At 70.0% G+C, this 23,238-nt stretch carries 20 protein-coding genes, 2 tRNA genes and 3 pseudogenes; 12 read left to right on the top strand and 13 right to left on the bottom strand.

Annotation, left to right across the window (positions count from 1 at the left end):
• The first annotated feature begins 297 nt into the window (after nt 1-297).
• From ACIQV3_RS12100 to ACIQV3_RS12085, 4 genes are all read left to right on the top strand, one after another.
• The gene (locus ACIQV3_RS12100) at nt 298-1,887 is read left to right on the top strand and encodes a sporulation protein (protein WP_403712273.1); all 1,590 of its coding nucleotides are present in this window, start codon (nt 298-300) and stop codon (nt 1,885-1,887) included.
• An 81-nt stretch (nt 1,888-1,968) separates the two neighbouring features.
• Nucleotides 1,969-3,177, top strand: coding sequence for an L-2-hydroxyglutarate oxidase (gene lhgO, locus ACIQV3_RS12095; protein ID WP_403712313.1), 1,209 nt, complete (start codon nt 1,969-1,971; stop codon nt 3,175-3,177).
• 253 nt (nt 3,178-3,430) lie between these two features.
• Nucleotides 3,431-4,252 (top strand): tRNA (guanosine(46)-N7)-methyltransferase TrmB, encoded by an 822-nt coding sequence (trmB, locus tag ACIQV3_RS12090; RefSeq protein ID WP_403712271.1) that lies wholly within the window; start codon nt 3,431-3,433, stop codon nt 4,250-4,252.
• 43 nt (nt 4,253-4,295) lie between these two features.
• Nucleotides 4,296-5,630, top strand: coding sequence for a PrsW family intramembrane metalloprotease (locus tag ACIQV3_RS12085; protein ID WP_403712269.1), 1,335 nt, complete (start codon nt 4,296-4,298; stop codon nt 5,628-5,630).
• On the opposite strand, the gene ACIQV3_RS12080 is transcribed toward ACIQV3_RS12085, so the two are convergent.
• The 3 genes from ACIQV3_RS12080 to ACIQV3_RS12070 form a co-directional block, all read right to left on the bottom strand.
• Nucleotides 5,581-6,645: a M23 family metallopeptidase gene (locus tag ACIQV3_RS12080; RefSeq protein ID WP_403712267.1), complete on the bottom strand. Its 1,065-nt coding sequence runs from the start codon at nt 6,643-6,645 to the stop codon at nt 5,581-5,583. The two genes, ACIQV3_RS12085 and ACIQV3_RS12080, sit on opposite strands and share 50 nt — an antisense overlap.
• A 305-nt stretch (nt 6,646-6,950) precedes the next feature.
• Nucleotides 6,951-8,126: a PP2C family protein-serine/threonine phosphatase gene (locus ACIQV3_RS12075; protein ID WP_403712265.1), complete on the bottom strand. Its 1,176-nt coding sequence runs from the start codon at nt 8,124-8,126 to the stop codon at nt 6,951-6,953.
• A 188-nt stretch (nt 8,127-8,314) separates the two neighbouring features.
• A tRNA-Met gene (locus ACIQV3_RS12070) sits at nt 8,315-8,388 on the bottom strand.
• A gap of 260 nt (nt 8,389-8,648) precedes the next feature.
• Between ACIQV3_RS12070 and ACIQV3_RS12065 the strand changes: the two are divergent.
• A pseudogene (locus ACIQV3_RS12065) lies at nt 8,649-8,831 on the top strand (DUF3152 domain-containing protein); the annotation flags it as partial.
• Between the two features lie 362 nt (nt 8,832-9,193).
• Here the strand turns inward: ACIQV3_RS12065 and ACIQV3_RS12060 are convergent.
• From ACIQV3_RS12060 to ACIQV3_RS12050, 3 genes and pseudogenes are all read right to left on the bottom strand, one after another.
• Nucleotides 9,194-9,367, bottom strand: a complete 174-nt coding sequence (locus tag ACIQV3_RS12060; protein WP_403712315.1) for a hypothetical protein — start codon at nt 9,365-9,367, stop codon at nt 9,194-9,196.
• 305 nt (nt 9,368-9,672) lie between these two features.
• Nucleotides 9,673-10,098 (bottom strand): annotated as a pseudogene (locus ACIQV3_RS12055) (hypothetical protein); the annotation flags it as partial.
• A 121-nt stretch (nt 10,099-10,219) separates the two neighbouring features.
• Complete coding sequence (locus ACIQV3_RS12050) at nt 10,220-12,187, bottom strand: hypothetical protein (protein ID WP_403712263.1); 1,968 nt, start codon at nt 12,185-12,187, stop codon at nt 10,220-10,222.
• Between the two features lie 1,349 nt (nt 12,188-13,536).
• Here ACIQV3_RS12050 and ACIQV3_RS12045 point away from each other — a divergent pair.
• Entirely contained in the window at nt 13,537-14,046 is a 510-nt protein-coding gene (locus tag ACIQV3_RS12045) for a hypothetical protein (RefSeq protein WP_403712261.1), read from the top strand.
• Nucleotides 14,047-14,180: 134 nt separating this feature from the next.
• Here ACIQV3_RS12045 and ACIQV3_RS12040 read toward each other — a convergent pair whose 3' ends face one another.
• Complete coding sequence (locus ACIQV3_RS12040) at nt 14,181-15,101, bottom strand: exonuclease domain-containing protein (RefSeq protein WP_403712259.1); 921 nt, start codon at nt 15,099-15,101, stop codon at nt 14,181-14,183.
• Nucleotides 15,102-15,377: 276 nt separating this feature from the next.
• Nucleotides 15,378-16,277 (bottom strand): hypothetical protein, encoded by a 900-nt coding sequence (locus tag ACIQV3_RS12035; RefSeq protein WP_403712257.1) that lies wholly within the window; start codon nt 16,275-16,277, stop codon nt 15,378-15,380.
• 66 nt (nt 16,278-16,343) lie between these two features.
• On the opposite strand from ACIQV3_RS12035, the gene ACIQV3_RS12030 reads away from it, so the two are divergent.
• Nucleotides 16,344-16,700: a hypothetical protein gene (locus ACIQV3_RS12030; protein ID WP_403712255.1), complete on the top strand. Its 357-nt coding sequence runs from the start codon at nt 16,344-16,346 to the stop codon at nt 16,698-16,700.
• A gap of 39 nt (nt 16,701-16,739) precedes the next feature.
• Here ACIQV3_RS12030 and ACIQV3_RS12025 read toward each other — a convergent pair whose 3' ends face one another.
• Nucleotides 16,740-17,273: an NUDIX domain-containing protein gene (locus ACIQV3_RS12025; RefSeq protein ID WP_403712253.1), complete on the bottom strand. Its 534-nt coding sequence runs from the start codon at nt 17,271-17,273 to the stop codon at nt 16,740-16,742.
• A gap of 1 nt (nt 17,274) precedes the next feature.
• Entirely contained in the window at nt 17,275-18,630 is a 1,356-nt protein-coding gene (locus ACIQV3_RS12020; protein WP_403712251.1) for a tetratricopeptide repeat protein, read from the bottom strand.
• Between the two features lie 193 nt (nt 18,631-18,823).
• On the opposite strand from ACIQV3_RS12020, the gene ACIQV3_RS12015 reads away from it, so the two are divergent.
• The 4 genes from ACIQV3_RS12015 (at nt 18,824) to ACIQV3_RS12000 (ending at nt 21,868) form a co-directional block, all read left to right on the top strand.
• Nucleotides 18,824-19,573 carry a hypothetical protein gene (locus ACIQV3_RS12015; protein ID WP_403712249.1) on the top strand — a complete coding sequence of 250 codons (750 nt, stop codon included), beginning with the start codon at nt 18,824-18,826 and terminating at the stop codon, nt 19,571-19,573.
• Between the two features lie 79 nt (nt 19,574-19,652).
• Complete coding sequence (locus ACIQV3_RS12010) at nt 19,653-20,564, top strand: aminoglycoside phosphotransferase family protein (protein ID WP_403712247.1); 912 nt, start codon at nt 19,653-19,655, stop codon at nt 20,562-20,564.
• Nucleotides 20,565-21,257, top strand: a complete 693-nt coding sequence (locus ACIQV3_RS12005; protein ID WP_403712245.1) for a class I SAM-dependent methyltransferase — start codon at nt 20,565-20,567, stop codon at nt 21,255-21,257.
• A 14-nt stretch (nt 21,258-21,271) separates the two neighbouring features.
• Entirely contained in the window at nt 21,272-21,868 is a 597-nt protein-coding gene (locus ACIQV3_RS12000) for an HAD domain-containing protein (RefSeq protein ID WP_403712243.1), read from the top strand.
• A gap of 48 nt (nt 21,869-21,916) precedes the next feature.
• Here the strand turns inward: ACIQV3_RS12000 and ACIQV3_RS11995 are convergent, their stop codons facing one another.
• A complete protein-coding gene (locus ACIQV3_RS11995; RefSeq protein ID WP_403712241.1) occupies nt 21,917-22,213 on the bottom strand; it encodes a hypothetical protein in 297 nt (98 codons plus the stop codon).
• Between the two features lie 75 nt (nt 22,214-22,288).
• On the opposite strand from ACIQV3_RS11995, the gene ACIQV3_RS11990 reads away from it, so the two are divergent.
• On the top strand, nt 22,289-22,540 hold the full coding sequence (locus ACIQV3_RS11990) for a hypothetical protein (protein WP_403712239.1): 252 nt from the start codon (nt 22,289-22,291) through the stop codon (nt 22,538-22,540).
• A gap of 141 nt (nt 22,541-22,681) precedes the next feature.
• Here the strand turns inward: ACIQV3_RS11990 and ACIQV3_RS11985 are convergent.
• Both ACIQV3_RS11985 and ACIQV3_RS11980 read right to left on the bottom strand, forming a co-directional pair.
• Nucleotides 22,682-22,754: transfer RNA gene (locus ACIQV3_RS11985), tRNA-Lys, on the bottom strand.
• Between the two features lie 230 nt (nt 22,755-22,984).
• Nucleotides 22,985-23,238, bottom strand: a pseudogene (locus ACIQV3_RS11980) (RNA helicase); the annotation flags it as partial.

Raw genomic sequence — 23,238 nt, 5'->3', positions numbered from 1 at the left:
CATCCCCCGGCCCGCCCGGTCCACGCGGCGGGCCGACCCACGCACCGCACATCGAATCGCCGGGCCCCCGCAGCGGCCAGAGCGCACGGGCGGGCGCACGGCCACACAGGTGGAGCACGCGCTGACACGTGCGCCCCGGCCCCGGGCCCCGCCCGACTGTGCATACGGACAACAATCCCGCCATACGGAACAGGGGGCCTTAACGCTTGGGAGGCGGGGAACTACGCTGGGTTTACGAAATGCCGGGCGCCTATGCCCCGGCGGCGTCTGCGTTCCGCGTGTGACGAGGGGTGGCGCATGTCCAGGGAGCTCCGCGAGCCCAATGAGAAGCTCGGCGCCGTCCTCGCCCTCGCGGGCATCAGCAACGCGGGGCTGGCCCGGCGGGTCAACGACCTCGGCGCTCAGCGCGGTCTGACCCTCCGCTACGACAAGACCTCGGTGGCCCGGTGGGTGTCGAAGGGGATGGTGCCGCAGGGCGCCGCCCCGCACCTGATCGCGGCGGCCATCGGCGCGAAGCTCGGCCGGCCCGTGCCGCTGCACGAGATCGGGCTCGCGGACGCGGACCCGGCGCCCGAAGTGGGGCTGGCCTTCCCGCGCGACGTCGGCGCCGCCGTGCGCTCGGCCACGGACCTCTACCGGCTCGACCTCGCCGGCCGCCGCGGGGGTGGCGGGATCTGGCAGTCGCTCGCCGGTTCCTTCTCCGTGTCGGCCTACGCGACGCCGGCCTCGCGGTGGCTGATATCTCCCGCCGACAGTTCGGTGGCACGCGAACCAGTGACACGCGAACCGGTGGCACGTGAACCGGTGGCACGTGAAGTGGCGGCACGCGAAGCGGTCCCGGGCGCGGCCCCGCCGGAAGGCCTTCCGGCGCCGCCCGGCGCCCATGTCGGGGGTGTGCCCGCCCAGCCTTCGCGCGAAACGCCGACGCCGACGCCGACGGCTCCGGCCCCGCCCGATGCCGGGGGCCCGCAGCGCGTGGGCCACAGCGATGTGGCCAAGCTACGCGAGGCCGCCGAGGACGCCCGCCGCTGGGACTCCAAGTACGGGGGCGGCGACTGGCGTTCCTCGATGGTGCCCGAGTGCCTCCGGGTGGACGCCGCGCCGCTGCTCCTCGGCTCCTACACCGACGAAGTGGGCCGCGCGCTCTTCGGCGCCACCGCCGAACTGACCCGGCTGGCCGGCTGGATGGCCTTCGACACCGGGCAGCAGGAAGCCGCCCAGCGCTACTACATCCAGGCGCTGCGCCTGGCCCGCGCCGCGGCCGACGTACCGCTCGGCGGGTACGTGCTGGCGTCGATGTCGCTGCAGGCCACCTACCGGGACTTCCCGGACGAGGGCGTGGACCTCGCGCAGGCCGCCGTCGAGCGCAACCGGGGTCTGGCCACCGCGCGGACGATGAGCTTCTTCCGCCTCGTCGAGGCCCGCGCCCACGCGAAGGCGGGCGATTCGGTGGCCGCCGGGGCGGCACTGAGGGCCTCCGAGGGCTGGCTGGAACGGGCCCGGGACGGCGACGCCGACCCGACCTGGCTGGGCTTCTACTCGTACGACCGCTTCGCGGCGGACGCGGCCGAGTGCTACAGCGATCTCAAACTCCCGCGCCAGGTACGGCGTTTCACGGAACAGGCACTGTCCCGGCCGACGGAGGAGTACGTACGATCACACGGGCTGCGGCTCGTCGTGAGCGCGGTGGCCGAGCTGGAGTCCGGCAACCTCGACGCGGCGTGCGCGGCGGGAACCCGGGCGGTCGAGGTCGCCGGGCGGATCTCGTCGGCCCGGACGACGGAGTACGTACGGGACCTCCTGCACCGGCTGGAACCGTACGGGCACGAACCGCGCGTCGCCGAACTGCGCGAGCGGGCCAGGCCTCTGCTGGTAACCCCGGCATAGGCCCCGCGTGGCCGCGCTGTCAGTGGCGGGGTGCACTATGCAGGGGTGGGAGGTGTCAGTGTGGGCGGCGGCGTGGACGGCATGAGCAGACTGGGCAGGCTGGACTGCGACGTGCTGGTGATCGGCGGCGGGATCGTCGGCTTGTCGACGGCGCATGCCCTCGCGGGGCTCGCTCCGGGGACCCGGGTGGTCGTCCTGGAGAAGGAGGACGGCCCCGCGCGGCACCAGACGGGCCGCAACAGCGGTGTGATCCACAGCGGGATCTACTACAAGCCGGGCTCGCTCAAGGCGCGCTTCGCGGTGCGCGGCGCGGCCGAGATGGTCAAGTTCTGCGCGGAGCACGGCATCCCGCACGAGGTGACGGGCAAGCTCATCGTCGCCACCCGGCGGGACGAGCTGCCGCGACTGCACGCGCTCGTGCAGCGGGGCCGGGAGAACGGCATCCCGGTGCGGGAGCTGGGGCCGACGCAGATCTCGGAGTACGAGCCCGAGGTGCGCGGGCTCGCGGCGATCCACGTCGGGACCACGGGGATCGTGGACTACGGGCGGGTCGCGCAGCAGCTCGCGGAGTCCTCGGGGGCCGAGATCGTCTACGGCGGCGCCGTCGATCTGATCTCGCGGCGGGCCTCGGGCGTGGCCGTGCGGACGACCGGTGGGCTGGTCGTGCGCGCGCGGGTGCTGGTGAACTGCGCGGGGCTGCAGTGCGACCGGATCGCGCGGCTGGCCGGCGATGACCCGGGGATGCGGATCCTGCCGTTCCGGGGCGAGTACTACGACCTGGCCCAGCCCGAGCTGGTGCGCGGGCTGGTCTACCCGGTGCCGGACCCGGCGTTCCCCTTCCTCGGCGTCCACCTGACCCGGGGCATCGGCGGCGGAGTCCACGTCGGGCCGAACGCGGTGCCGGCGCTGGCGCGCGAGGGGTACGGCTGGGGCGTGGTCCGGCCGCGGGACCTCGCGGACGAGCTGGCCTGGCCGGGATCCTGGCGGATGGCCGCGCGGCACTGGCGGTACGGAGCCGGTGAGGTACGGCGGTCGCTGTCGAAGGCGGCGTTCGTCGAGGCGGTACGGAGACTGCTGCCGGCGGTGCGCGCGGAAGATCTGGTGCCCGCGGCGGCGGGAGTGCGGGCGCAGGCCGTGCTGCGGGACGGGGGGCTGGTGGACGACTTCCTGATCCGGGAGGGGGAGCGGATGGTGCACGTGCTGAACGCGCCTTCGCCCGCGGCCACCGCTTCGCTGCCCATCGGGCGGGAGATCGCCGGGCGGGCGCTCAAGTCTCTGCGCAGCCTGTAGCCCTGCGGGGCTTGCCTTGGCCCGGGCCCCGCCCGGCCGGTGCACGGTTCACCGCTGCGCGGGGCTGTCCCCTACCCGCCCTTCCACCGTTCCCCGGGCGCTGCCCGGACCCCGAAGACCCTGGGGCTCCGCCCCAGACCCCGGTCCTCAAACGCCGGACGGCTGGATTCGCGCCGGGCCGCTGGATCGGCGTCGGACCCCTGGGTTTGGCACCACACCGGGTGCGACCGGGCGCGCGTAGAATCCGGGGATTGTGTCTGAGTCTCTGAGTCCCCAGAATCCCGCCGCCGAGCCCGCGCCTGAGGCGACCTCCACCTACGTGCCGCCGAAGTGGCGTACCGAGCCCCGGTTCCCCGACGGGCCCGCGCCCGACCCGGCGGGATCGCATCACGAGCGGCGGATCCGGAGCTTCCAGCCCCGTCGCAGCCGGGTGACCACCGGGCAGGGCGAAGCCCTGAAGCGGCTCTGGAAGACCTGGGGGCTCGATATCGACGGGCACGAGGTGATCGATCTGAAGGAGATGTTCGACGGGCTTCCCGTCGTCCTGGAGATCGGCTTCGGCATGGGCGAGGCCACCGCGCAGATGGCCGCCGCCGACCCGGGCACCGGGATCCTGGCCTCCGACGTGCACACCCCCGGGCAGGGAAATCTGCTCGCCCTCGCCGAGCGGGGCGGGATGACCAATGTCCGCGTCGCGAACGGGGACGCCATCATCCTGCTCCGCGAGATGCTGCCCCCGGACTCCCTCGCCGGGCTCCGCGTGTACTTCCCGGACCCCTGGCCCAAGGCCCGCCACCACAAGCGGCGCCTGATCCAGCCCGAGTTCCTCGCGCTGGCCGCCACCCGCATGGCGCCCGGGGCGATCCTGCACTGCGCGACCGACTGGGAGCCGTACGCCGAGCAGATGCTCGAAGTGCTGACGGCCCAGCCGGAGTTCGAGAACACGCAGGCCGACGGCGGTTACGCGCCGCGGCCCGGCTTCCGGCCGCTCACCCGCTTCGAGGGGCAGGGCCTCGACAAGGGGCACGTCGTACACGATCTGCTGTTCCGGCGTACCGGTAACGCCCAGAACTGAGGACATCACTCCGCGTGTCGGGTCCGCTCGGTAGAGTCATCACGTGCCCCGAGCAACCCGGCCGCCCCGGCTGCCGCGCCGCGTGCCGCGTACCGCAGGCGCCTTGCGCACGTACGTGCTCGTCGTGCTGCTCGGCGCCTGCGGCATCGCGATCCTGGAGCTCGTGCGCGAACAGACCGGTACGCCCGGCTTCTTCGTCGGCCTGGGTCTGGCCCTGCTGCCGGTGGCTCCGCTCGTCGCCGCGTTCCGCTGGGTGGGGCGAGCCGCGCCGCATCCGTGGGCGCAGCTGTCCTTCTGCTTCGGCTGGGGGGCCTGCGCCGCGGCGCTGATCGCCATACTGGCCAACAGTTTCGCGACCCAATGGATAGCCGCGGCCACCGCCGATCCCTCCGACGCCGACCAGCTCGGTTCGGTGGCGATCGCCCCGGTGGTCGAGGAGAGTGCCAAGGCGGCCGCCCTGCTGCTGGTGTTCCTGTTCAGGAGACGCCAGTTCACCGGCCCCTCCGACGGTTTCGTGATGGCCGGTTTCACCGCCACCGGCTTCGCCTTCACCGAGAACATCCTCTACTTGGGCAACGCCTTCGTCCAGGACGTCGAGAACGGCACCGGGGTGCTGAACTCCGTGACGGCCGCGACGTTCTTCGTCCGGGGCGTCATGTCCCCCTTCGCCCATCCACTGTTCACCGTGGCCACCGGTCTCGGCTTCGGCGCCGCCGCGCTCGCCGTGCGCCGGACGCGCCGGATCGGCCTGCCACTGCTCGGCCTCGCCTCGGCCATGGGGCTGCACGCGCTGTGGAACAGCTCCTCGGACCTGGGCGAGTCCGGGTTCTACGTGGTCTACGGATGCGTGATGGTCCCGGTGTTCGGGCTGCTGGCCTGGCTGGCCGTGTGGATACGGCGCCGCCGGCTGCGGGCCGTCGCCGGGGAACTCGCCGTGTACGCGGCGGCCGGCTGGCTGAACCCGGCCGAGGTCCCCGCGCTGGTGTCGATGCCCGCGCGCTCCCTGGCCCGCGCGTTGGCCCGGAGCACCGGGGGCCGGCCCGCGGGGCGGGCGGTCGCCCTGTACGAGGCCGATGCCGCGGCCCTGGCCCTGCTACGTCACCGGGCGCGCAGCGGCGGCCCCGGCCGTGAGCCGGACTTCGCCCGGCGGGAACGGGAGTTGCTGCGCCGGCTCTGGCTGCGCCGCGCGACGGCGGGCCCGGCGCTGTCCCGGGCCGCGGTGCTGGAGGACCTGCTCCCGCCCTGGTTCGACCCCCTGCGGCCGCCGGGTCCCCCGGGCGGGCCGGGCGGGCCGGCGCTGGGCCTCGTACCGGACCGGGTTCCGGGTCCTAGACGTTCAGGCCCCGTGCCTTCAGCCATGTCAGCGGGTCCACCGTGACGCCGCCCCGGCGGACTTCGAGGTGGAGGTGGGGGCCGGTGACGTTGCCGGTCGCGCCGACCCGGCCGATGGTGTCGCCCCCGGCGACGGAGCCGCCGGTCACCGACATCGAGGACAGGTGGCAGTACCAGATCTCGGTGCCGTCGGGGAGCTCCAGCACGATGCGGTAGCCGTAGGCCCCGGACCAGCCGGCCGAGATGATCTTTCCGGCGCCGACCGCCTTGACGGGGGTGCCGGTCGGGGCGGCGAAGTCGAGGCCGGTGTGGTGGCCGGAGGACCACATCGAGCCGGAGTCGCCGTAGTGCGAGGTGAGGGTGTAGGCCGAGGTGGGCAGGAAGAAGGAGCCCGCCGACCGGGCTGCCGCCTCCGCCTTGGCCTTGGCCTCGGCGGCCTCCTTGGCCTCCTGCGCCTTGCGCGCTTCCTCGGCCGCGGCCTTCTCGGCGGCTTCCGCGGCCGCCTTCTGCGCCGCCTCCTTGGCGGCCCGGGCGTCGCGGGCCTGCTGGGCCGCGGCCTCCTGGGCCACCCGTTCGGCTTCGGCCCGCTCCTGGGCCGCGGCGGCCTCGTGCTGGGAGTCGGCCTGCTGGAGGATCCGGCTGCGCAACAGCTCGCCCGCGTCGGAGCGGCGGTCGGCCTGCTGCGGGATGATCCCCGACCGCGCCGGCTCGGCGGAGCGCGCGGCGGCGGCGCCGGAGTCCGCGGTGGACTGGTCCGCGGTGGACTGGTCCGCGCCTCCCAGGGCCTCCGGGAGGTCAGGCAGGGCCGGCAGCGACGGCAGGGATATGGCGACCTGGGGCCGGTCCTGCGCGGTGGCGATGCCTCCCGCGCCGACCGCGGCGATCACGCCGACGCCGAGGACGGTGGAGGAACGGGCCAGTCCTCCGCGCTGCTTGAGCACGCGGTGCTTGCCGCGTGGCGGCCGGGCCGAGTCCTCGGTGGGGTTCCACTCGCCCCAGGCTCCGGCGGTGGGCTGCTCCTGGACGTCGATGCCTTCAGGGGCAGGCGAGTTGGAGGCCACCGGGGCACACTCCTCATGGGCGAGCACGCGCACGGTGCCGTCTCTTGCGACGGCTGGGACGACCGCTCTGCGTTATCGAACGGTAATAGAGAAGGGGGAGTGATTCCAAGCAGTTGCGATTGATCGTTCACGACAATCAGCCACAGCCCGCACAGCTCTGGCCAGGACTTATGCCTGCAATCATGGATCAACTCGGGCAAAAATCAGCCCTATCCCTCACCCCTTGCGCCACATCTTCACAATGACGGTCCGTCAGGGCGCTTGCCGAGCGCGCCGATCCGCTCACGCTGCGTTCCCTTTCGGGTTCAGTCCGCTTTCGGGACCGCCCGCACCGTCCGTCGCCGGCTCGGCCGGCGCTCCCCCGGTCTGGCCACCGCCAGCAGGGCCATGTCGTCCGTCGCCGCGCCGCCCGTGTGGCGGCGGACATCGGTGGCGAGTGCCCTCAGCAACTCGTCGGGCCCGGGAAAGACCCGCCCGCGCAGCCGGGCCGCCGGATCGTAGAAGGCCCCGCTGCCGTCCCGGGCCTCGGTCAGCCCGTCCGTGTACAGGAGCAGCGTCGCCCCCTCCGGGAAGGGCCACTCCTCCACCCGGTCCGGCCGGCCGCCCAGCTCCCCCATGCCCAGCGGCAGCGCCGGCTCCGCGGGGGCCAGCTCCGCGAGGCCGCCGTTCGCGTACAGCAGCAGCGGTTCGGGATGGCCCCGGTTGACGAGCCGCAGCAGGCCCGCGCCCGCCGGGATCTCGCCGAGCACGCACGTGGTGAACCCCTCCACCGCGTCCAGGCTGTCGCGCCGGTTCCCCTCCCGGGCCAGCGCCCGCTCCAGCCGCCGCGCCACCCCCTCCAGGGTGGGCTCGCTCTCGGCCGCCTCCCGGAAGGCCCCGAGCACCACGGCCACGGCCTCGACCGCCCCGAGTCCCTTCCCCCGTACGTCGCCCACCGCGAGGCGCACGCCGTAGGGGGTGTCCTGGACGGCGTAGAGGTCTCCGCCGATGAACGCGTCGGCCTGCGCGGCCTCGTACGACGCGGAGACCTGGAGGCCCGCGATCCGCTCGGCGGGCGTCGGCAGTACGGCGCGCTGGGCGGCTTCGGCGATCCCGCGCGCGGAGGCGAGCTGCTCCGTACCGCGCCGCACGACGATGTTGATCAGCGTGGCCAGCCCGGAGACGGTCAGGACGGTGGCCAGCTCGGTCATGGCCTCCACCTTGAAGGTGGTGCCGTTGTAGAGGTGCAGCACGACCACGGCGAGGGTGGCGAGGATCCCGGTGAGGACGGTGGCCCGGAGGCTGAACAACGGGGCCGCGATGAGCGGGGCGGCGGAGAAGAAGGGGGAGCCGGTGAAGCTGGGCGGGGTCAGCACGTCGAAGAGGAAGCCGAGGACGATCAGGGTGCCCGGGAGCATTTTGACGATCCGCCGGACCACGGCGCTGCCGGCGACCGCGCCGAAGACGCGCTCGCCCCTGCCCTGCCGGCCCAGCCCCACCACGCTGCTCTCCTGCCGCCCGGTCCGCCTCGCCCCCCAAGGCTGGCGGCACGAGGGCCCGTACGGCGACCCGGGCGGGACCGTTCGAGTGACGGGGGCGGCGACCGGGGCGGCAGGGCAGGGGCGGGGACGTGCACCGCGGAAACGACGAAGACCCGGCCCCCCAAAGGGGACCGGGTCTTCGTACTGAGTAGCGGGGGCAGGATTTGAACCTACGACCTCTGGGTTATGAGCCCAGCGAGCTACCGAGCTGCTCCACCCCGCGTCGGTAAACCCAACTCTACGCCATCCGGGGGGAGCCCCCCGCCAATTACCGCCCGCCCCACCCCGAAATCACACATCACCGCAGGTCAGAGCCGTGAAACCGGCCTCCCGACAGCCCTGCGGAGCGGCCGGAGGCGGTCGGAGGCGGTCAGCGTCGGAGGGCCTCGGCGGGCTCGACGCGGGCGGCGCGCCAGGCGGGGTAGAGGCCCTCCAGGACTCCGGTCACCAGGCCGAGGAGGGGCGCGCCCGCGACGGTGGCGCCGGGCGCTCATCATCAACCACGAAGTGGGCCACGAGATCGGCCGCGGGCACGAGGGCTGCGCCGGACCCGGCGCGCTCGCACCCGCGAGGATGCAGCAGATCAAGGGGCTGCGCGGCTGCCGGTCGAACGCGTGGCCGTACGACACGAACGGCCGCTCCGTACAAGGCCCGTCCGTGCCGTGAGCGCGAGCGGATCGCCCGCCGCGGGCCGAGCGAGACCGGCGGGCCTGCCCGGAAACGACTGAGCGCCCCACCCGGTCGGAACCGGGTGGGGCGCTCAGTAGCAGGTCAGAGGACGTGTCCCCCGCCTGCGAGCAGTAGGCCATGTCGGACTCGAACCGACAACCAACGGATTAAAAGTCCAGGCAAGATCATGCCGGGCCGTGCCACTCAGTCGGGTGACGTCCAAAAGTTCCTGGTCAGACCGGTACTGCATGCCGCGCGATCCACCCCAGACCCGGCCTTGCCACCACGTCCGCTCACGCATTCGGCCCTGCTGACCTGGGCTCCAGCGCCAGCGGCCAGATCAGGGTCTACCCCCGGACCTAGAGTGCTTGGTCCGCGATGGTGGCGATGCGTTTGACATGGTTGCGCAGCCGATCGAGCTCCGCAGCCAGGTGCTGGTTTTCCACCGCCTGGGTGAGAGCGGCGACGACGGTCTCCTGCTTCCCGCTGGTGCCGAGTGCTCGGGCGGCGCGGTCGACCAGCTTGGAGTCCAAATCGACTGGATGGGGCAGCTCAGGAACGGGCGGGAGCGACGGGGCGTGGCGCCGAGCCGGAGTACACGGAATCGAAGGCACGGCCGGCAGGGGCATGGAGGCCACGGGTAGCGGAGCCTCCGGGGGGGGGGGGGGGGGACGGTGCCGGGGCTGCCGAGCACGGTGACCACGGGCTTGCGATAGCAGACCGGAACACCAGCTTTCGTCTCGAAGCTGACGTATTCAAGGGTGAAGTCACAGACTGCCGGACCCTCTAGTCGTCCGAGCTCTTCCAGTAGGCCAGGGATCTGCTCTGCCAACTTCCAAGAGCCTGTCTGGAAGTGAAATTCACCGAGCGACGGGTCTGCTTCGATGCGGAACACGAAATCGATGGAAGGCGACGGCGCGCGCCCGCTCTTCGCGGCCGCCTTGCGGTCCGCCAGCAGAGGAGGGCAACCGCAAGGGCAGCCCTTCACCTGCGGCGGCGCAAGGAACTGCGAGCCGTCGCATTCGTGGACGGTTCTCTGACCATTATGGAGGAGCATGCGAGAGGTCACCGCGTCAGGCCCGTCCATGAGGATCCGTACGGTCTCTCGGCCCGTGACCACTTCCTCGGAGTGGTCTCCGCCCCCTTCGTTCGGTTGAGGTTGGCCCCCCAGAAGGTGCGCAATGCGGTCGACCACGCAGGCGTCGTCTGTGGTCACACGCCATGTCGCCAATGACTCCGGTCGGCTGCCGGATAGCCGACCCATGCGGAAGCGTCCGACTCGGGTGGTGTTATGCGGCATTCGGGCTCCTAACGACGCGAATGGAAATGCCTGGTCAGACCAGTTTCGTGTGCCGCTCAGGCGATCGAGTCCGGAATTGGCGTTTCTACCGGGCGGTCGGCGGAGTAGGCCATGGAGTGCCGTTGACGGAGGCGTCCAGGATGTCTCCGAGCCGAAGCCAGGCCGTGGGTCCTGAATAGGAGGCTGGGTTTGAGGCGAAGCGGGCCCAGGCCTCCTTGCTGTCGCCTAGGGAGTGCATCACGACTGCGGTGACGGCCTTGTGCCCGGCCCCGTAGCGTGAGCTTCCTCCGATGGTGAGCACCGTCCATGCCGGAAGCGCCCGGATCAGCTCTGGGCTGTTGTCCGGCAAGGCGAGCACTTCCCGCGTCCATGCCTCCCGGTAGTTGGGCGAGCCGCCGAGGCGACGGCGGAGGTTGGTGGTGACGTCCAGCAGTGCGCTCTGGGGAGTGGCGTGGCGGGCCAGCACATCTGCGAATGTGGGCTTCGACCGGTAAGAGCGTGAAGCAAAGGCGAGGAGCGTCTTCTCGACAAGGTCGCCGTTTCCGGCGTGGCGCTCCAGGTAGTCCTCCAGTACTTCCTCGGACGCGCCAGCGAGATCCCGGACGGTCACGCTCTGCGGATCACCAAGTGCGGCTTTGCGGGCCGCTGCCGCAGGATCGCCAATGATCCGCTCGATCGCGGTCCGGAGCTCGGACAGCCTTCGCTCGTTGTCGAGGGCCGCGTAGTCATGTGCCCGTAGCCGGGCACGTGGATCCGGGCGGGACGCCTTGAGCATCGCGCGCACCCGCTCCTCCACATCGCCCGAGACGGTGGGCAGGTGGACCAGGGTGGAGTGCACCCAGCGAAGGTTGCGCGGGCTGGGGAACACCGCGTCCTCATGAGGCTCCCACGTCATCAGTGCTTCCACGCCGGCCCTCGCGAAGCGCTCACCCAGGGTGCGCAGGAGATCGTCCGGAGAGCGCCAGGTGTGAGGCTCGCCCCACCGATGCTTCGCGTCCGTGGGGTTGAGAACGTACCGCCAGCCGTCCTCCGCTGAACTTTCCATCCACGAGGTGGCTGCGTGTTCGCCGTACTCCCGGATGCCCACCACGTCGGAGATGTACTCCTCGACGTGGCGCCTGCGCTTGGGTGTCAGATGTTCGATCTCATCAGAGAAGTGGGAACGCACCTCCTGTTCGGAGGCGCCACCCCTGAACATCCGGCACAGCCGTGTGATCAGCAGGCTGTCCCTAAAGCGCGCGAGGTCATCGTTGGCGATCTCCTCCAGGAGGCTCGGCTCGACTTCCCACGGAAGCGTGCTGAGGAGGTGCCGTCGGATGGTGCCGTCGGCGGGGGATTCCGCAGCCCACTCGACGAGCTGCCGGTGGCGGTGGGTATGGGTGGAGACCACCTGTTCCCACATCGTGCGCCAGGCATCCAGGGCGGCTGTACGCGCGTCGTACCAGGCGTCGAAGTCTTCTCCGTCCCCTCGCTTCGCGGGACGTGGGAACGTCGGTAGGAGATCGAGGGCCGCCGCGAAGACCACGTCGTGCAGGGCCGAGTTCCGCAAGACCAGTTGGGCGTCACCTGGTTCCGCCAGCTGCTCCGGCGTCATGGGCCGGCTGTGGGCCCCTCGGTCCCGCAGCTCGGAAGCCACCTCGTGAGCGAGCGGCTCCCCGTTTCCGGCTCGACCCAGTGCTGCAAGCTGGGAGCCGGAACAACGACGCAAAGCCTCTACCCGCCGGTCATGCATACAGGAGGGGTGCGAAAGGGCAGCGGACACCAGGTCCACGCACGGACCCTCGTAGGGCTTGGCGCTCCGTTCCAGGTCTCTCTCGATCGCGGTCTGGATCAGCCACTCGGGTGCGGCATCGCGGAGCGCCCCTTGCAAGAGGGCCAACACAAGGCCATCGTGCGCGGCCTCCTGCGGCATGGTGCGGACGCGCTCCATGGCGGCGTGCGTTGGAGGAGAGTCGGGTCCGGCCTCCGAAACGACGGCGCGAAGGAACTCGACAGGAAGTCCTGAACGCGGGTCCGTCTCACTCATTGCATCCCCACAGGTCTCGATCGCCACCGTGTCCATCGTGCCGGACGGCACTGACACCGCGGGCGGATGCCTCTCCAACATGTAGTGGCGACGCAGGGCCAGGCTGGCCCTTATTTGGATCCCCGAAACAGATCGAGGGTCTCGACTACTCCGAGCAGCGCCCTGCCGCCCATGAGGAGGACCGCACCGAGCACGCCCTACCGGCCGGTCGCGAATACGGCCAAAGCCAGGACGGCGCCCCCAAGGGAAACTGCGAACAGACGCAGCTTCCACGTGATGGGATGGGTGATCATTCGCCGCGCCGCAGCCCAATGCCGGTGCAGCAAGTAGCCCGCTCCATCGAGCAGGAGGGCAGCACCGCCCGCCAGCCAGATGTACGGCACGACGGCGTGGGCAAGACTTGCAACCCTCGGGAAGGGCGCCTCACCAAGAAAGGACTGAGTCCACCATGCCGCCGCTGGACAGAAAGCCCAAGACACCATGATTGCCGCCCAAACCTGCGAGGGCATCGACGGCCTGGAGGGTACCGAAGCAGAGGTGACACCAAGCACATGCTGAGATCCGCCAATCACCGTGGGCCCGATGAAGACGTTGTGGTGGACCCCCGAGACGTCAGAGTCCTGGCTCATGTTCCACCGCACGCATGTTGACGATCTGGGTGCCGCCCAACTGAGTTGGTCCATGGAACTGATTGTCGTGAACATTCAGTGCAATAGAGGGCTGCGAGACCTCTAGGACGTCCCGAAGCTGCCACACAAGCCGCTCATCGGACGCCGCAAGCCGACGCACGTACTCCCGCACCGCGCCGCGTAATGCCACCGGGTCGGCCCCTCGGAGACGATCAAGATCCTCGAGCCGTGAGCCTTCGTCGCCTCGCGTACGGTTCAAGATCGCAGCCAGTCTCGGCCGGGCGGATGCGTAGGCATCCCCGACAAGCAGCCCGGTAAGCGCTGCGGCAACGCTCTCGGCCACAGATCCCAAGTCCGTCATACACTCCCCTGCCTCTTTGTGTATGAAGAGACTACGGAGAGCGATATGACCTGTCAGGAATATCGATGAACATCACCGCCTCCCTCTGCGCACTCCCGTGCGGGCACTCCCCCGCCACCTAGTGGCGATACTCGCCCAGTGGCCGGCGGCGACATCTAGACGATCAAGGAGGCCCTCCACCACTCCACGATCACCTCGGATACATGCACGAGTGGCCTTCCGGGGGTTCGCCGCACTGCGGCAAAGGTCTCCGCCGCTTTCGCCCCTCACCATGGGAACCCTGGCGCACTACGAACTGAGTCCAGAACCCCCCGAACAGCACGTCTCCATCACCAATCGACTGGGCATCTTGGCTGTTTCCCCTCCTAGATGAGGACTTGGGCAGCATGCTCGAGCCCATGGGACGAAACAGCCAGCGCCGACGGGGCGCACGTGCCGCGCAGGCAACACAGGACGTCAGGCCCGATCTCTCCGAGATCTCTCGTGTCCGGGCCCAGAAGCGACTGCGCGCAGACATCGCCACCTGGATGCAGCAGCCTTCCAAGGGACCAGGAGGTTCCTTCATCGAAGGGGAGCACCCCTCAGACCCGACCATGATCTGGGCAATCCTCATGGCCTGGCTCGTAGGAGCGAGGGAGCAGATCAACGAAGACCAGGCTCGGGACGCCGTCCATTGGGTTTCTGACAACCTGGGGATCCAGCACCACGACCTTCTGCAGGCAGCGGGGTTCATAGGTCATCCGGATGCCCCCAACCGGACCCTCAATGAGGCTGTGGCGCACTACGGAGACCCCGTCGCCTTCACCCTGTACATGGTGTTGCTATGCGGGGGCCTGGTTGCCACGGTCGGCAAAGCCGATCCGGACTGGCTCAAGCAGTTCGACCTAGTTTCCTGAACAAGCTGTCTCCTTGCCGCCAGCCATCCGGCCTACTTCCTCGCACGCCTATCCCACAGATGCCCCTCGCCCCATAGCGTCCACTCATGCATCCGAATCTGGTGACCTGGGCTCTTGTCACCCGTCTTGGCCGGTCAGGCCCCGAGTCGGCGGAGGAACTCGTCCTCGTCCACGACCTCGATGGCCTGGCCGGCATCGAGCAGGGCCTGCGCGCTCTTCAGCTTGCCGCTCAGGGTGTCCCCCGGCTTCAGCTGGGTCTGCGCGGCAGAGACCAGCACGTCCGTCTTCTTCGTCATGGTCTTCGTCGGCTGGGCTCCGACCGCGGCGAGGCGGTTGAAGGCCTCTGCCCGCTCCATCGACGTGAGCGTGCCGGTGAGGCAGACGGTCAGTCCGTACAGGGGCCCTTCAGGGTCGGCGTCGGGGTTGGCGCCTGGAACGGGCAACCGGTCGCGGCCCGGCCCCTGGTACTGGCTGCCCCGCCACTGGTGGTCAGCGGTCATGGAGCCCCAGCGGATCTGGTGCTTGCCGAGTAGTTCGTCGAGCGTCGTCGTGCCGGATTCGCGCATCGCCGCGAGCATGATCTCGGCGGACGCCTTCGAGTCGGCTTCGGCCTGGTGGTGGTCGGTGAAGATGTGGCCGGCGGCGTCCATGCAGTGGGGCAGACCGTAGGACAGCAGCTGCCAAGTGCGGCGGGCGACAACCTGGGAGCAGGTGTACTGGATCTCGGGCCAGGGGATACCTTCGGCGTCGCAGGCTGCCCGGATGACACTGAAGTCGAAGCCGGCATTGTGCGCGACCAGGGGGCGGCCGTCGGCGAACGCGAGGATCTCGGCGACTGTGGCTTTCCAGCCGGGTGCGGCGGCGACATCGCCAGCCGTGATGCCGTGGACCCGGACGTTGTAGGGGTTGAAATGGCCGAGCTCCGTGGGCGGCTGTATCAGCGTGGTCCAGGTGCCTGTGACGGCGTGACCGTCGACTGCTGTCATGCCGACGGAGCACGGGCTGCCGCGGTGCTCGTTCGCCGTCTCGAAATCGATCGCTACCCAGGAAGACATGGCTGAAGTCTCGCGGGGCGGCCAGTGATCCACCAGGGTCGAAGGTCGACGATCTCTATGCCGCGAGGTCTTTCCAAGCACTCACGATCGCTGCCGCGGAGTCCGTGCCACTGCGCCGCGGGCAGCCCGCCGACAGCCCCGTCCCCGTCCACGAGATCACCACCGTCGGCAGCCTGCTGCGCACCCCGGCCGCACCTGAACAGGCGGCCGGCCAAGCTGCATGAGGTTGACGGCGATCAAGCGCTGGTTCGGATGTTCATCCGGCCCGGTTCTGACTCAGGACCAGGGCGTCTCCTCGGTCTCGCCGGCCCAGCCGCGTATCCGTGCCAGATTCTGGTGAGGCCCTCGGTAGCCCAGTGACTCAAGGACAAGCAGCGACAGGTAGTGCCGGGTGAGCAGCCAGGCTTCCGTGACGAGGCCCGGGATCTCGTAGGTGTTCTTCTGAGCTTCCTCAGGATGGACGAGTGAGTTGCGGATCCTCGCCACGGCCTCCGGCCCGTCCAGTTGCTCCCCGCTCCGCTGTAGAGCCTCGTCGATGAAGCGGGCCATGGCGGGCAGCTGGGTCTTGTCGATGTCCAGTGAGACGTTGATCCCCTCGAGGACTTTTCGCAGCTTGATGTGTGCCTTCCACACTCGGGTGTTCTTGTACTCCCGGCGGGTCAGCACCCCGGCCAGGACGAGCCTCTGCCACATGGCGTGCTCCAGCCCGGCGGCGCCGATCATCACCCGCTGCTCCACGAATCCCTGGTCTCGAATCGCGGTGATCGCGTAGCTGATCTGCAGTCGCAGGGGCTCGGCCTTGACGGGGTCGGAGAACGCCGGCACGAGTCCGTCCATGAACCTAGCCAGCGCTTCGGGGTCCCACGGCTGCCACCAGCCCGAGGACAGCGACTTGGCGGGATCGCAGTGCAGGGCGGCCCATTCCTCCCAGACGACGGCCCCGTCAGCTCCGATGCCCACGGGAAGAAGAGGGGCGACCCACCGGCCCAGGCAGAAGGACATGCCGAAGTGCAGGGCCACGAGTAGGTGGCGCGCCTCGGCGGCGGTGAACTGCTGTCCATCGGCACGGCTGATCTGCATCGTGTGGGTCATCGCGTAGAGCCGGGTCTTGAGCAGTTCGTCCCAGATCTCTTTGTGATCCGGCCGGACGTCCAGATGGATCTTCCAACCGTCCACCTCGTGTGACCAGCGGCCGCCCGACCAGAACCGATCAGCGCCGTCGATCCGGTCTGTCAGGTACTGGTGACCTTTGAATCGAGGAAGGTTGAACCAGTGGGCCACGAGGCGGGTAAGTGGCGCATCGCTCTCACCGAGAGCGGCTCCATTGATCCACCCCTCGTCGTAGCTCCGGGCCCAGGCTTCCACCTCGGCCTGCCCATGCGGCCGCTGGAGCCGGAGGACGGCTGTGTCTTGGGTGCGGGGACGCGCGTCCGGAACGGGAGTGGTGTTCCAGTCGACGCCGAGGACCGGCGAGCACCGAAGACTGACCTCCCCGGGAATGCCGGTGTCCTGTACACCGTGGATCTCTCCACGGTGAAGAGTGATCGGTTCGCCGACACCGTTGAAGGCGTAGAAGGGCTTGATCGGCGGGAGAGCTGAGTCCCAAGGTGAATCGGTCATGATGCCCCTGTCTTCGATCTAGAGCCACCCGTTGAGTGAGACCTGTGCCCCGTCCGCGAGGAAGGCGACCAAGGCGCTGCGGGTCGTGGGGACGAACTCGGCAGGCAGATCTGCGGTGTCGACCCAGCGAACCTGGGAGTGCTTCCGAGGCTCGCGGTTCTCGGGTTCGCCGGTCCATTCGTGAGCGGCGAAGACGACGGTGAGGAATCCGTTGGGGGCTTCGACGCCCCAGGCGCCGTGGATGATGTGCGCGACCTTGAGCGACTCGGGCTTCACGGTCATGCCGGTTTCCTCGAAGAGCTCGCGGACCGCGGTCTCGGTGATGGGCTCACCCGGTTCGCTCTTGCCGACGGGGAGGTCCCACATGCCCTGGGCGAACTTGGCGTTCTCGCTTCGCTGGAGGAGGACGACTCTGCCGGTGGCCTGGTCGTGGACGATGACGGCCGCGACCAGCAGGGTCATCGATTCGAGTGCCGGCTTGAGGGCGGGGGAGCGGTCATCGGTCTGCTGAGCCACGGTGCATTTCCCTTCATCGGGCTGATTGTTGGGCATGTTAGGCGAGGGCTTCGCGGGCGCGGCGGGCGAGATCGGCGGCGCCGGGTACGCGGCGGCGTTGGTAGACCGCGAGGGTGGAGCGGATCGAAGTGATCGCCTTGCGGGTGCGGTCGGAGGTCATTCCCTCCATGAGGACGAGAGCCTGGGTCCAGGCGGCGACCGCTTCGTCGGCGCGGGCCTGGGCGGCGAGGCTGTCGCCGAGGTCGGCGTGGGTGAGGGCGTGGACGCGCTTGTACTTCTCCGGGTCCCAGCGGGTGAGGGCGTCGCGGTGCTGTTGCTCGGTGCCGACGTGGTCGGCGAGGTCGGTCAGGGTGCGGGCCGTGTGGCTGGTGACGGTGCCGGCCGCGGGGCCGCTGACGCGGGAGAAGCTGGGCTGAGGCCTGTCCTCGCGCAGGAGGGCGTCTTCGGCGGCGAGGAGAGCGCGTGCGGCCGAGGGGTTCTCGCCGGTGGCGGCGTAGGCGCGGGCGTGGGTGATGTGGAGGAGGGCTTCGGTCTGGCCGTCGACGTGGCCGAGGCCGCGGGACAGGGCACCCTCGACGAGGTCGACGCAGTGGTGGGGCTGCTTGAGGCTCAGGGCCTGGTGGGCCAGGGCGCGCATCATCCAGGCCGCGTGGCCGTGGGGATCGGCCTCGCAAGCGAGCTGGTAGCCGACCTGGTAGTAGCGCTGGGCGGCGCCCTCGTGGCCGAGGTCGTGGTGTTTCCAGCCGGCGAGATAGGCGAGTTCCGCGGCGGCGCCGAAGGCGGCCTGGCGCAAGCCTTCAGAGGGGAAGCGGCCCCGGAGCATGGGTGCGGCGGTGTCGGCAAGGTAGGCGGTGACCGTGGTCAGGCCGTGGCCGCCGCCAAGGCGTTCGTCGGCGGCGCTGAAGGCCGCCGTGATCTGCCGTACGACGTCGATGTCATCACCGCCGACGAGGGAACGGGCGGTGCGGGCACGGAGCATCCGCGAGGTGGCGTCATGGTCGTGCAAGAGCGGCATGGCCACGCCGGCCGTGGTGAAGGCCGCGATGGCGAGGAATCGGTGGCGCTCGACGTCCGCGCGGCCGAGGTCGGTGACCGTGGTGACGGGATCGGTGCCCGGCGGGGCCTCCGTGTCAGGTGCCTGGAGACCGATCTCGGTTCGGGTGACAACGCGACCAAGCCGTCGAGAGAGGGCTTCGGCAAGGTACTGGCCCGCCTGGCCGGAGGGGACTCGAGTGCCGTTTGCCCAGTGCGAGATGGCCGACTTGTTGGTCTGGAGCAGGTCGCCGTTCTCGGCTGCGATGCGACGCACGTCCTTGGCGAGTGCCTCGTACGTGCACCTTGCGGCACAGATCACTTCGCGCAGACGGGAGTTGGGGTTGGTCGGCGCTGGCACGATCTCCTCCGCCTCGGAGCTGTAAACCGCGTATACCGCTTGGCCTCGTTCACACCGTACCCACTCTGTGTAGCGGGCGGTTCACTTATCGGCAGCCGCCCACTCACGGGCCGGGCGGCCCCCAAGTTCCGTACGCCCCAACGGGCTCGGGCATTCGTATGCCTCGGCCCGGACGATCAGAGACGGAGACACGGTGACCACCATCGACACCGCGACCATCACGGTCGAACTGCCCGACGCCTTCGACCCTCGCTGGAACCGCCTGCCCGGCATCCACGTGGACGGCCGGCGCATCACCATCGACCCGGCCGAGTACTTCTTCCGCTTCGAGTCCAACACCTGGCTTGTCGCCGACTGGGAGCTGGTCAAGGCCCAGCTCCTCGACGTGGAGGAGACGACCGAGAGCGCGGTCGAGCAGCTCGCGCTCGACTTCATCAAGAACCACGGCAAGTCCACCTCCGACGCCGCCCGCGTGCTGGCGACGGCGTACGGCGTGTACTCGTACCTCTTCCGCGAGGAGCACCTGGCCACCCTCGGCCTGCCGCAGATCACCGCCGACCACCTGCGCATGCTGCGCGAGGCGGCCACGCTGATGGCACTCAACAAGGTCGAACTGGACGGGCACATCTCCAACGTCGGCCCGTGCTGGTTCTTCCCCGCCGCCACCTCCGTCGTCTTCGACCTGGACGACGAGAGGGGCGGAATGCTGGACGAGGTCTACCACGGCGGCTGGTTCAACGAGCACCGCCGGATCGAGTCCATCAAGGCCCACACCACCCTCGGCGGCCGGCTCGTGCACGGCTGCCAGTCCGTACCGGACCAGTCCGGCGGAGTCGTCGCGCCCTACGGTGCCTCGATGGCGAACTTCCGTGACGACCTGGCCGAGTTCAAGGCGGGCTGGATCGAGCAGGTCTACGCCCACCGCGTGACCGCGGCCGAGTAACCCCAACCCCCGTACGGCGCCCGGGGCGGGCCGACCCACTCGCCGCCCCGGCGCCCACCAGCCCCCTGGAGTCACCCCCATGGACCAGAGCCTGACCGCCGCGCTGCTGGACGACCTGTGCGCCCTCGTCGGCAAACCCATCCCCGAACGTTCCGAGATCCGCGTCTGGGGCATGTCCGGCGTCGAACGCGTCACCTTCCCCGACGGTGAAACGGCCGTCTTCAAGTACGCCAAGGAGCCCTTCGATCGCGAGGCCCAGGCTCTGCGGATCGCCCACCAGCGTGGGCTGCCAGTCCCCGAGCTCCACGCCACCGCCATGCAGGACAAGTGGCTCGGGATGCTCATGGACGACCTCGGCGCCGCCGTCCGCGGCGCCGATGACCTCGACGGTGTCGCCGCCGCCGTGATGCTCCACGCCGCCCGCCCGGCTGGCGGCCTACCTCTCTTCGACGGTGCGGGGCTCGCGGCCTTGCCCGGCCGAGCCCTCGATCACCTCCAACGGTTGCGGAAGGCAGACCGCTGGACGGACTGCGACGACATCGAGACGGCCCTGGGGAAGATCTCCGCTGCGGCTGATGCTCGCGTGCAGGGGGCGACGCTGGACCCGTTCGGCTGGGTCCACTCCGAGTTCCACCCCACGAGCGTCCACATCGGGGAGAACGGATGGCACCTCGTCGACTTCGCCCGTGCCTTCACCGGCCCCGGCCTGATCGACCTCGCCTCCTACCACGGCACCACCGATACACCGAGCCCTCTCCGGCTGCGGGTGTTCCTTGAGCAGTACGTCACCGCGGGCGGCCACGAGGACGCCCTCGCCGCTCGGGGCAGCCTGACCGCCGAGGCATGGGCGTTGGGCTGGCACCGGATGTGGGCGGTGGAGTGGTTCATGGAGCAGGCCATCCGCTGGATCAACGACCCGGCCAGGGACCCCGCGTACATCCCCGTCGTCCGCCGCCACCTGAACGACGTGGTCCAACTCCTGGAGGTCTAGATGCTCGCCCAGGTCTCCCCCTGGTACGCCCACACAGCCCAGCGCATGGCCGCCTCCCCCACCCATGCGCTCACCGCACCGGCCCGGATGGAATGGAGCACCCACGCGGGCCTCGGCCCCGGCGCTGAGATCCTGGGACGGGACCTGCGCGGCAAGCGTCTCCTGGAGCTGGGATGCGGCCCCGGCCACAACGTGGCCCATCTCGCCAAACACCACCAGGCCCGTGTCACCGGCGTGGATCTGGTCGGACTCCAGATACGCCGCGCCCGGTCCCACTACGGCCACCTCGACGGCACCACCTTCGCCGCCGGCCACGCACTGCACCACCTGCAGGCCACCGGCCAGACGTTCGACGGGGTCTATTCCGTCTTCGGCGCCGTCGGCCTCGTCGCCCCCGAGCTTCTGCTCGCCGCCATCTCCCGGCGCCTCAAGCCGGGCGGCGTCCTGGCTTTCTCCGTCCCGCACCCGGCACGGGCCGGAAGACATCCGTCCACGGACGACCGTCCGCGCGAGGACTACGTCACCATGCCCGACCACACCCGACTGCCCCTCGCCCGATGGGAATTCGACTCCCACCGTTGGGGCGCACACCTCGCACGTACCGGCCTGCGCATCACCTCAGCACTGGAGCTGCGGCACCCTCGCCGTGACCCATGGCCGACCACCCTCCTGATCACCGCCCGCAAACGCTGACCCCGGAGGCACCGATGACCCTGCCCTACCTCCTCCTGGACATCGACGGCGTCCTCATACCGTTCCCTGCCGCAGACGGCAGCACCCCGCCCACCCACGTCCGCCACACCGTCCTGCCTGCCGGCCGACACCCGGACGACCCCGTCCCCATCTGGCTCAACCCCGACCACGGGGCCGCGCTGACCGGCCTCCTCGCCAGCGGCCTCGTCACCCCGGTGTGGTGCACGAGCTGGCGCAAGAACGCCACCAGCATCATCGGGCCGATCCTGGGCCTGCCCGAGTTCACCTACCTCGATCTGCCTCGCCCCCAGATCACCACCAGCCACCCCAACGGCTACCTCTGGAAGCGCGACCACGTCGACCCCTGGCTCAGCACAGCCCCGGCCATCTGGATCGACGACGACTTCACCGCCCGCGACCACGCCTGGGCAGCGGCACGCACCGCCCGCGGCTACCCCACCCTGCTCATCCAGCCCGACCCCCACACCGGGCTCAGCCAGAGTCACCTCAGCGAGGCCAGGAAATGGGCGTGCGCGCAGGCAGAGGGACTGCCGCTACGTGGCGCGGCGGCGCGACGCCAGGAGGGCGCAGGTCGCGCCGTACAACCATGAGGACACGGCGCTGGGGCCAACGCTGAAATGCGTCGGCCCCATCGGTGTCTATGCGGTCAGGCCCCTGATGCTTAGGCGGGTGGCGATCGTGCGTGCTGTCGGGGTGAGCCTCCCGAAGACCTCCTGGGCGTAGGGCGTGTTCAGGCGGATTGCGAGTTCTTCCAGTTCAGCCCAGTGTGTGACGATCTGTTCGAGGGCCTGCTGGGTGCGCCGGATGGCATCCTGACGCCGGGAGTGGTGCTGTTCGGCCAGCTGATGGGCCGCCTGCCAGGTGAGCTCACCCTGCGCGGCGCGCTGGGTGAGCCAGAGCGCGGTGGTCCCATCGGCCTGCAGGATCGCGTCCACCTGTTCCGAGAATGGGGCTTCAAAGGGCTGGTACGAGCTGTCGGAGGGTCACCGGCCCTCGGGCTCTTCCGGGAGATGCTGCACAGCCGGCACCTCAACAAGGGCACGACCTGGCGCCCGAACGATCTGACGGACATGGTCTATCTGTCGTGTGCGGCCGGGTACGCGGACTTCGTCGTCTGCGAGAAGCACATGCGCGACCCGCTCCAACACGGCCTGAAGCGGACGGGGCACTCGACACGGATCGACCGCCGCCTCGCGGATGCCGTAGAGGTCATCGAGCCGGCGCTGGAGACACGGCCAGTACCGGGTGAGCCCATTTCGTAGCCCTGGATGGTGCCCCGTCCCGGGTCGTCCGCTCACGCATCGCTCACGCACGGACCCGAAAACGACTTAGCGCCCCGCCTGGCCGAAACCAGGTGGGGCGCTAAGTACCAGGTCAGAGGGGGTTCCCCCGCCTGTGAGCAGTAGGCCATGTCGGACTCGAACCGACAACCAACGGATTAAAAGTCCGCTGCTCTGCCAATTGAGCTAATGGCCCTCGGCGTGCTCACTCCAGAGCATAGCCGGAGAGGGCCGGACAGCCGATCTCAAATCCGCTGTCCGGCCCCGGCGGTGTTGGCGGGGCCACGACCTGGCCGGCGGAACAGGTCACCGTCGGGCGGCCGGAGAGCCCCGGTTCGGCTCCCTGACCGGCCACGAGAACGCCGACAGGGCCCCTACGACTTCTGTCGTAGGGGCCCTGTCAGGCAGTCAGTTCAGCGGCTGGTTTCAGCCGTTGCGCTTCCAGCGGGGCTTGTCGTCGCGGCGGTCGGTACCGCCCGAGCGGAAGCCACCGGTCGAGCCGGAGCCGGAGGGGCGGTTGTCGTCGCGACGGGCGTACGGACGGTCGCCACCGGCGGCCGGACGGTCGCCACCGGAACGGAAGCCACCCGAGGGACGGTCGTCGCGGCGGAAGCCACCACCGGCGGGACGGTCGCCACCGGAGCGGAAGCCACCGCCGGCCGGACGGTCGCCACCGGAGC

The sequence above is a fragment of the Streptomyces sp. NPDC099050 genome, from assembly GCF_044759865.1.
Classification (GTDB): Bacteria; Actinomycetota; Actinomycetes; order Streptomycetales; family Streptomycetaceae; genus Streptomyces.
Note: the sequence above shows the minus strand (reverse complement) of the source record. Positions and strands in the feature narration are given on the sequence as shown.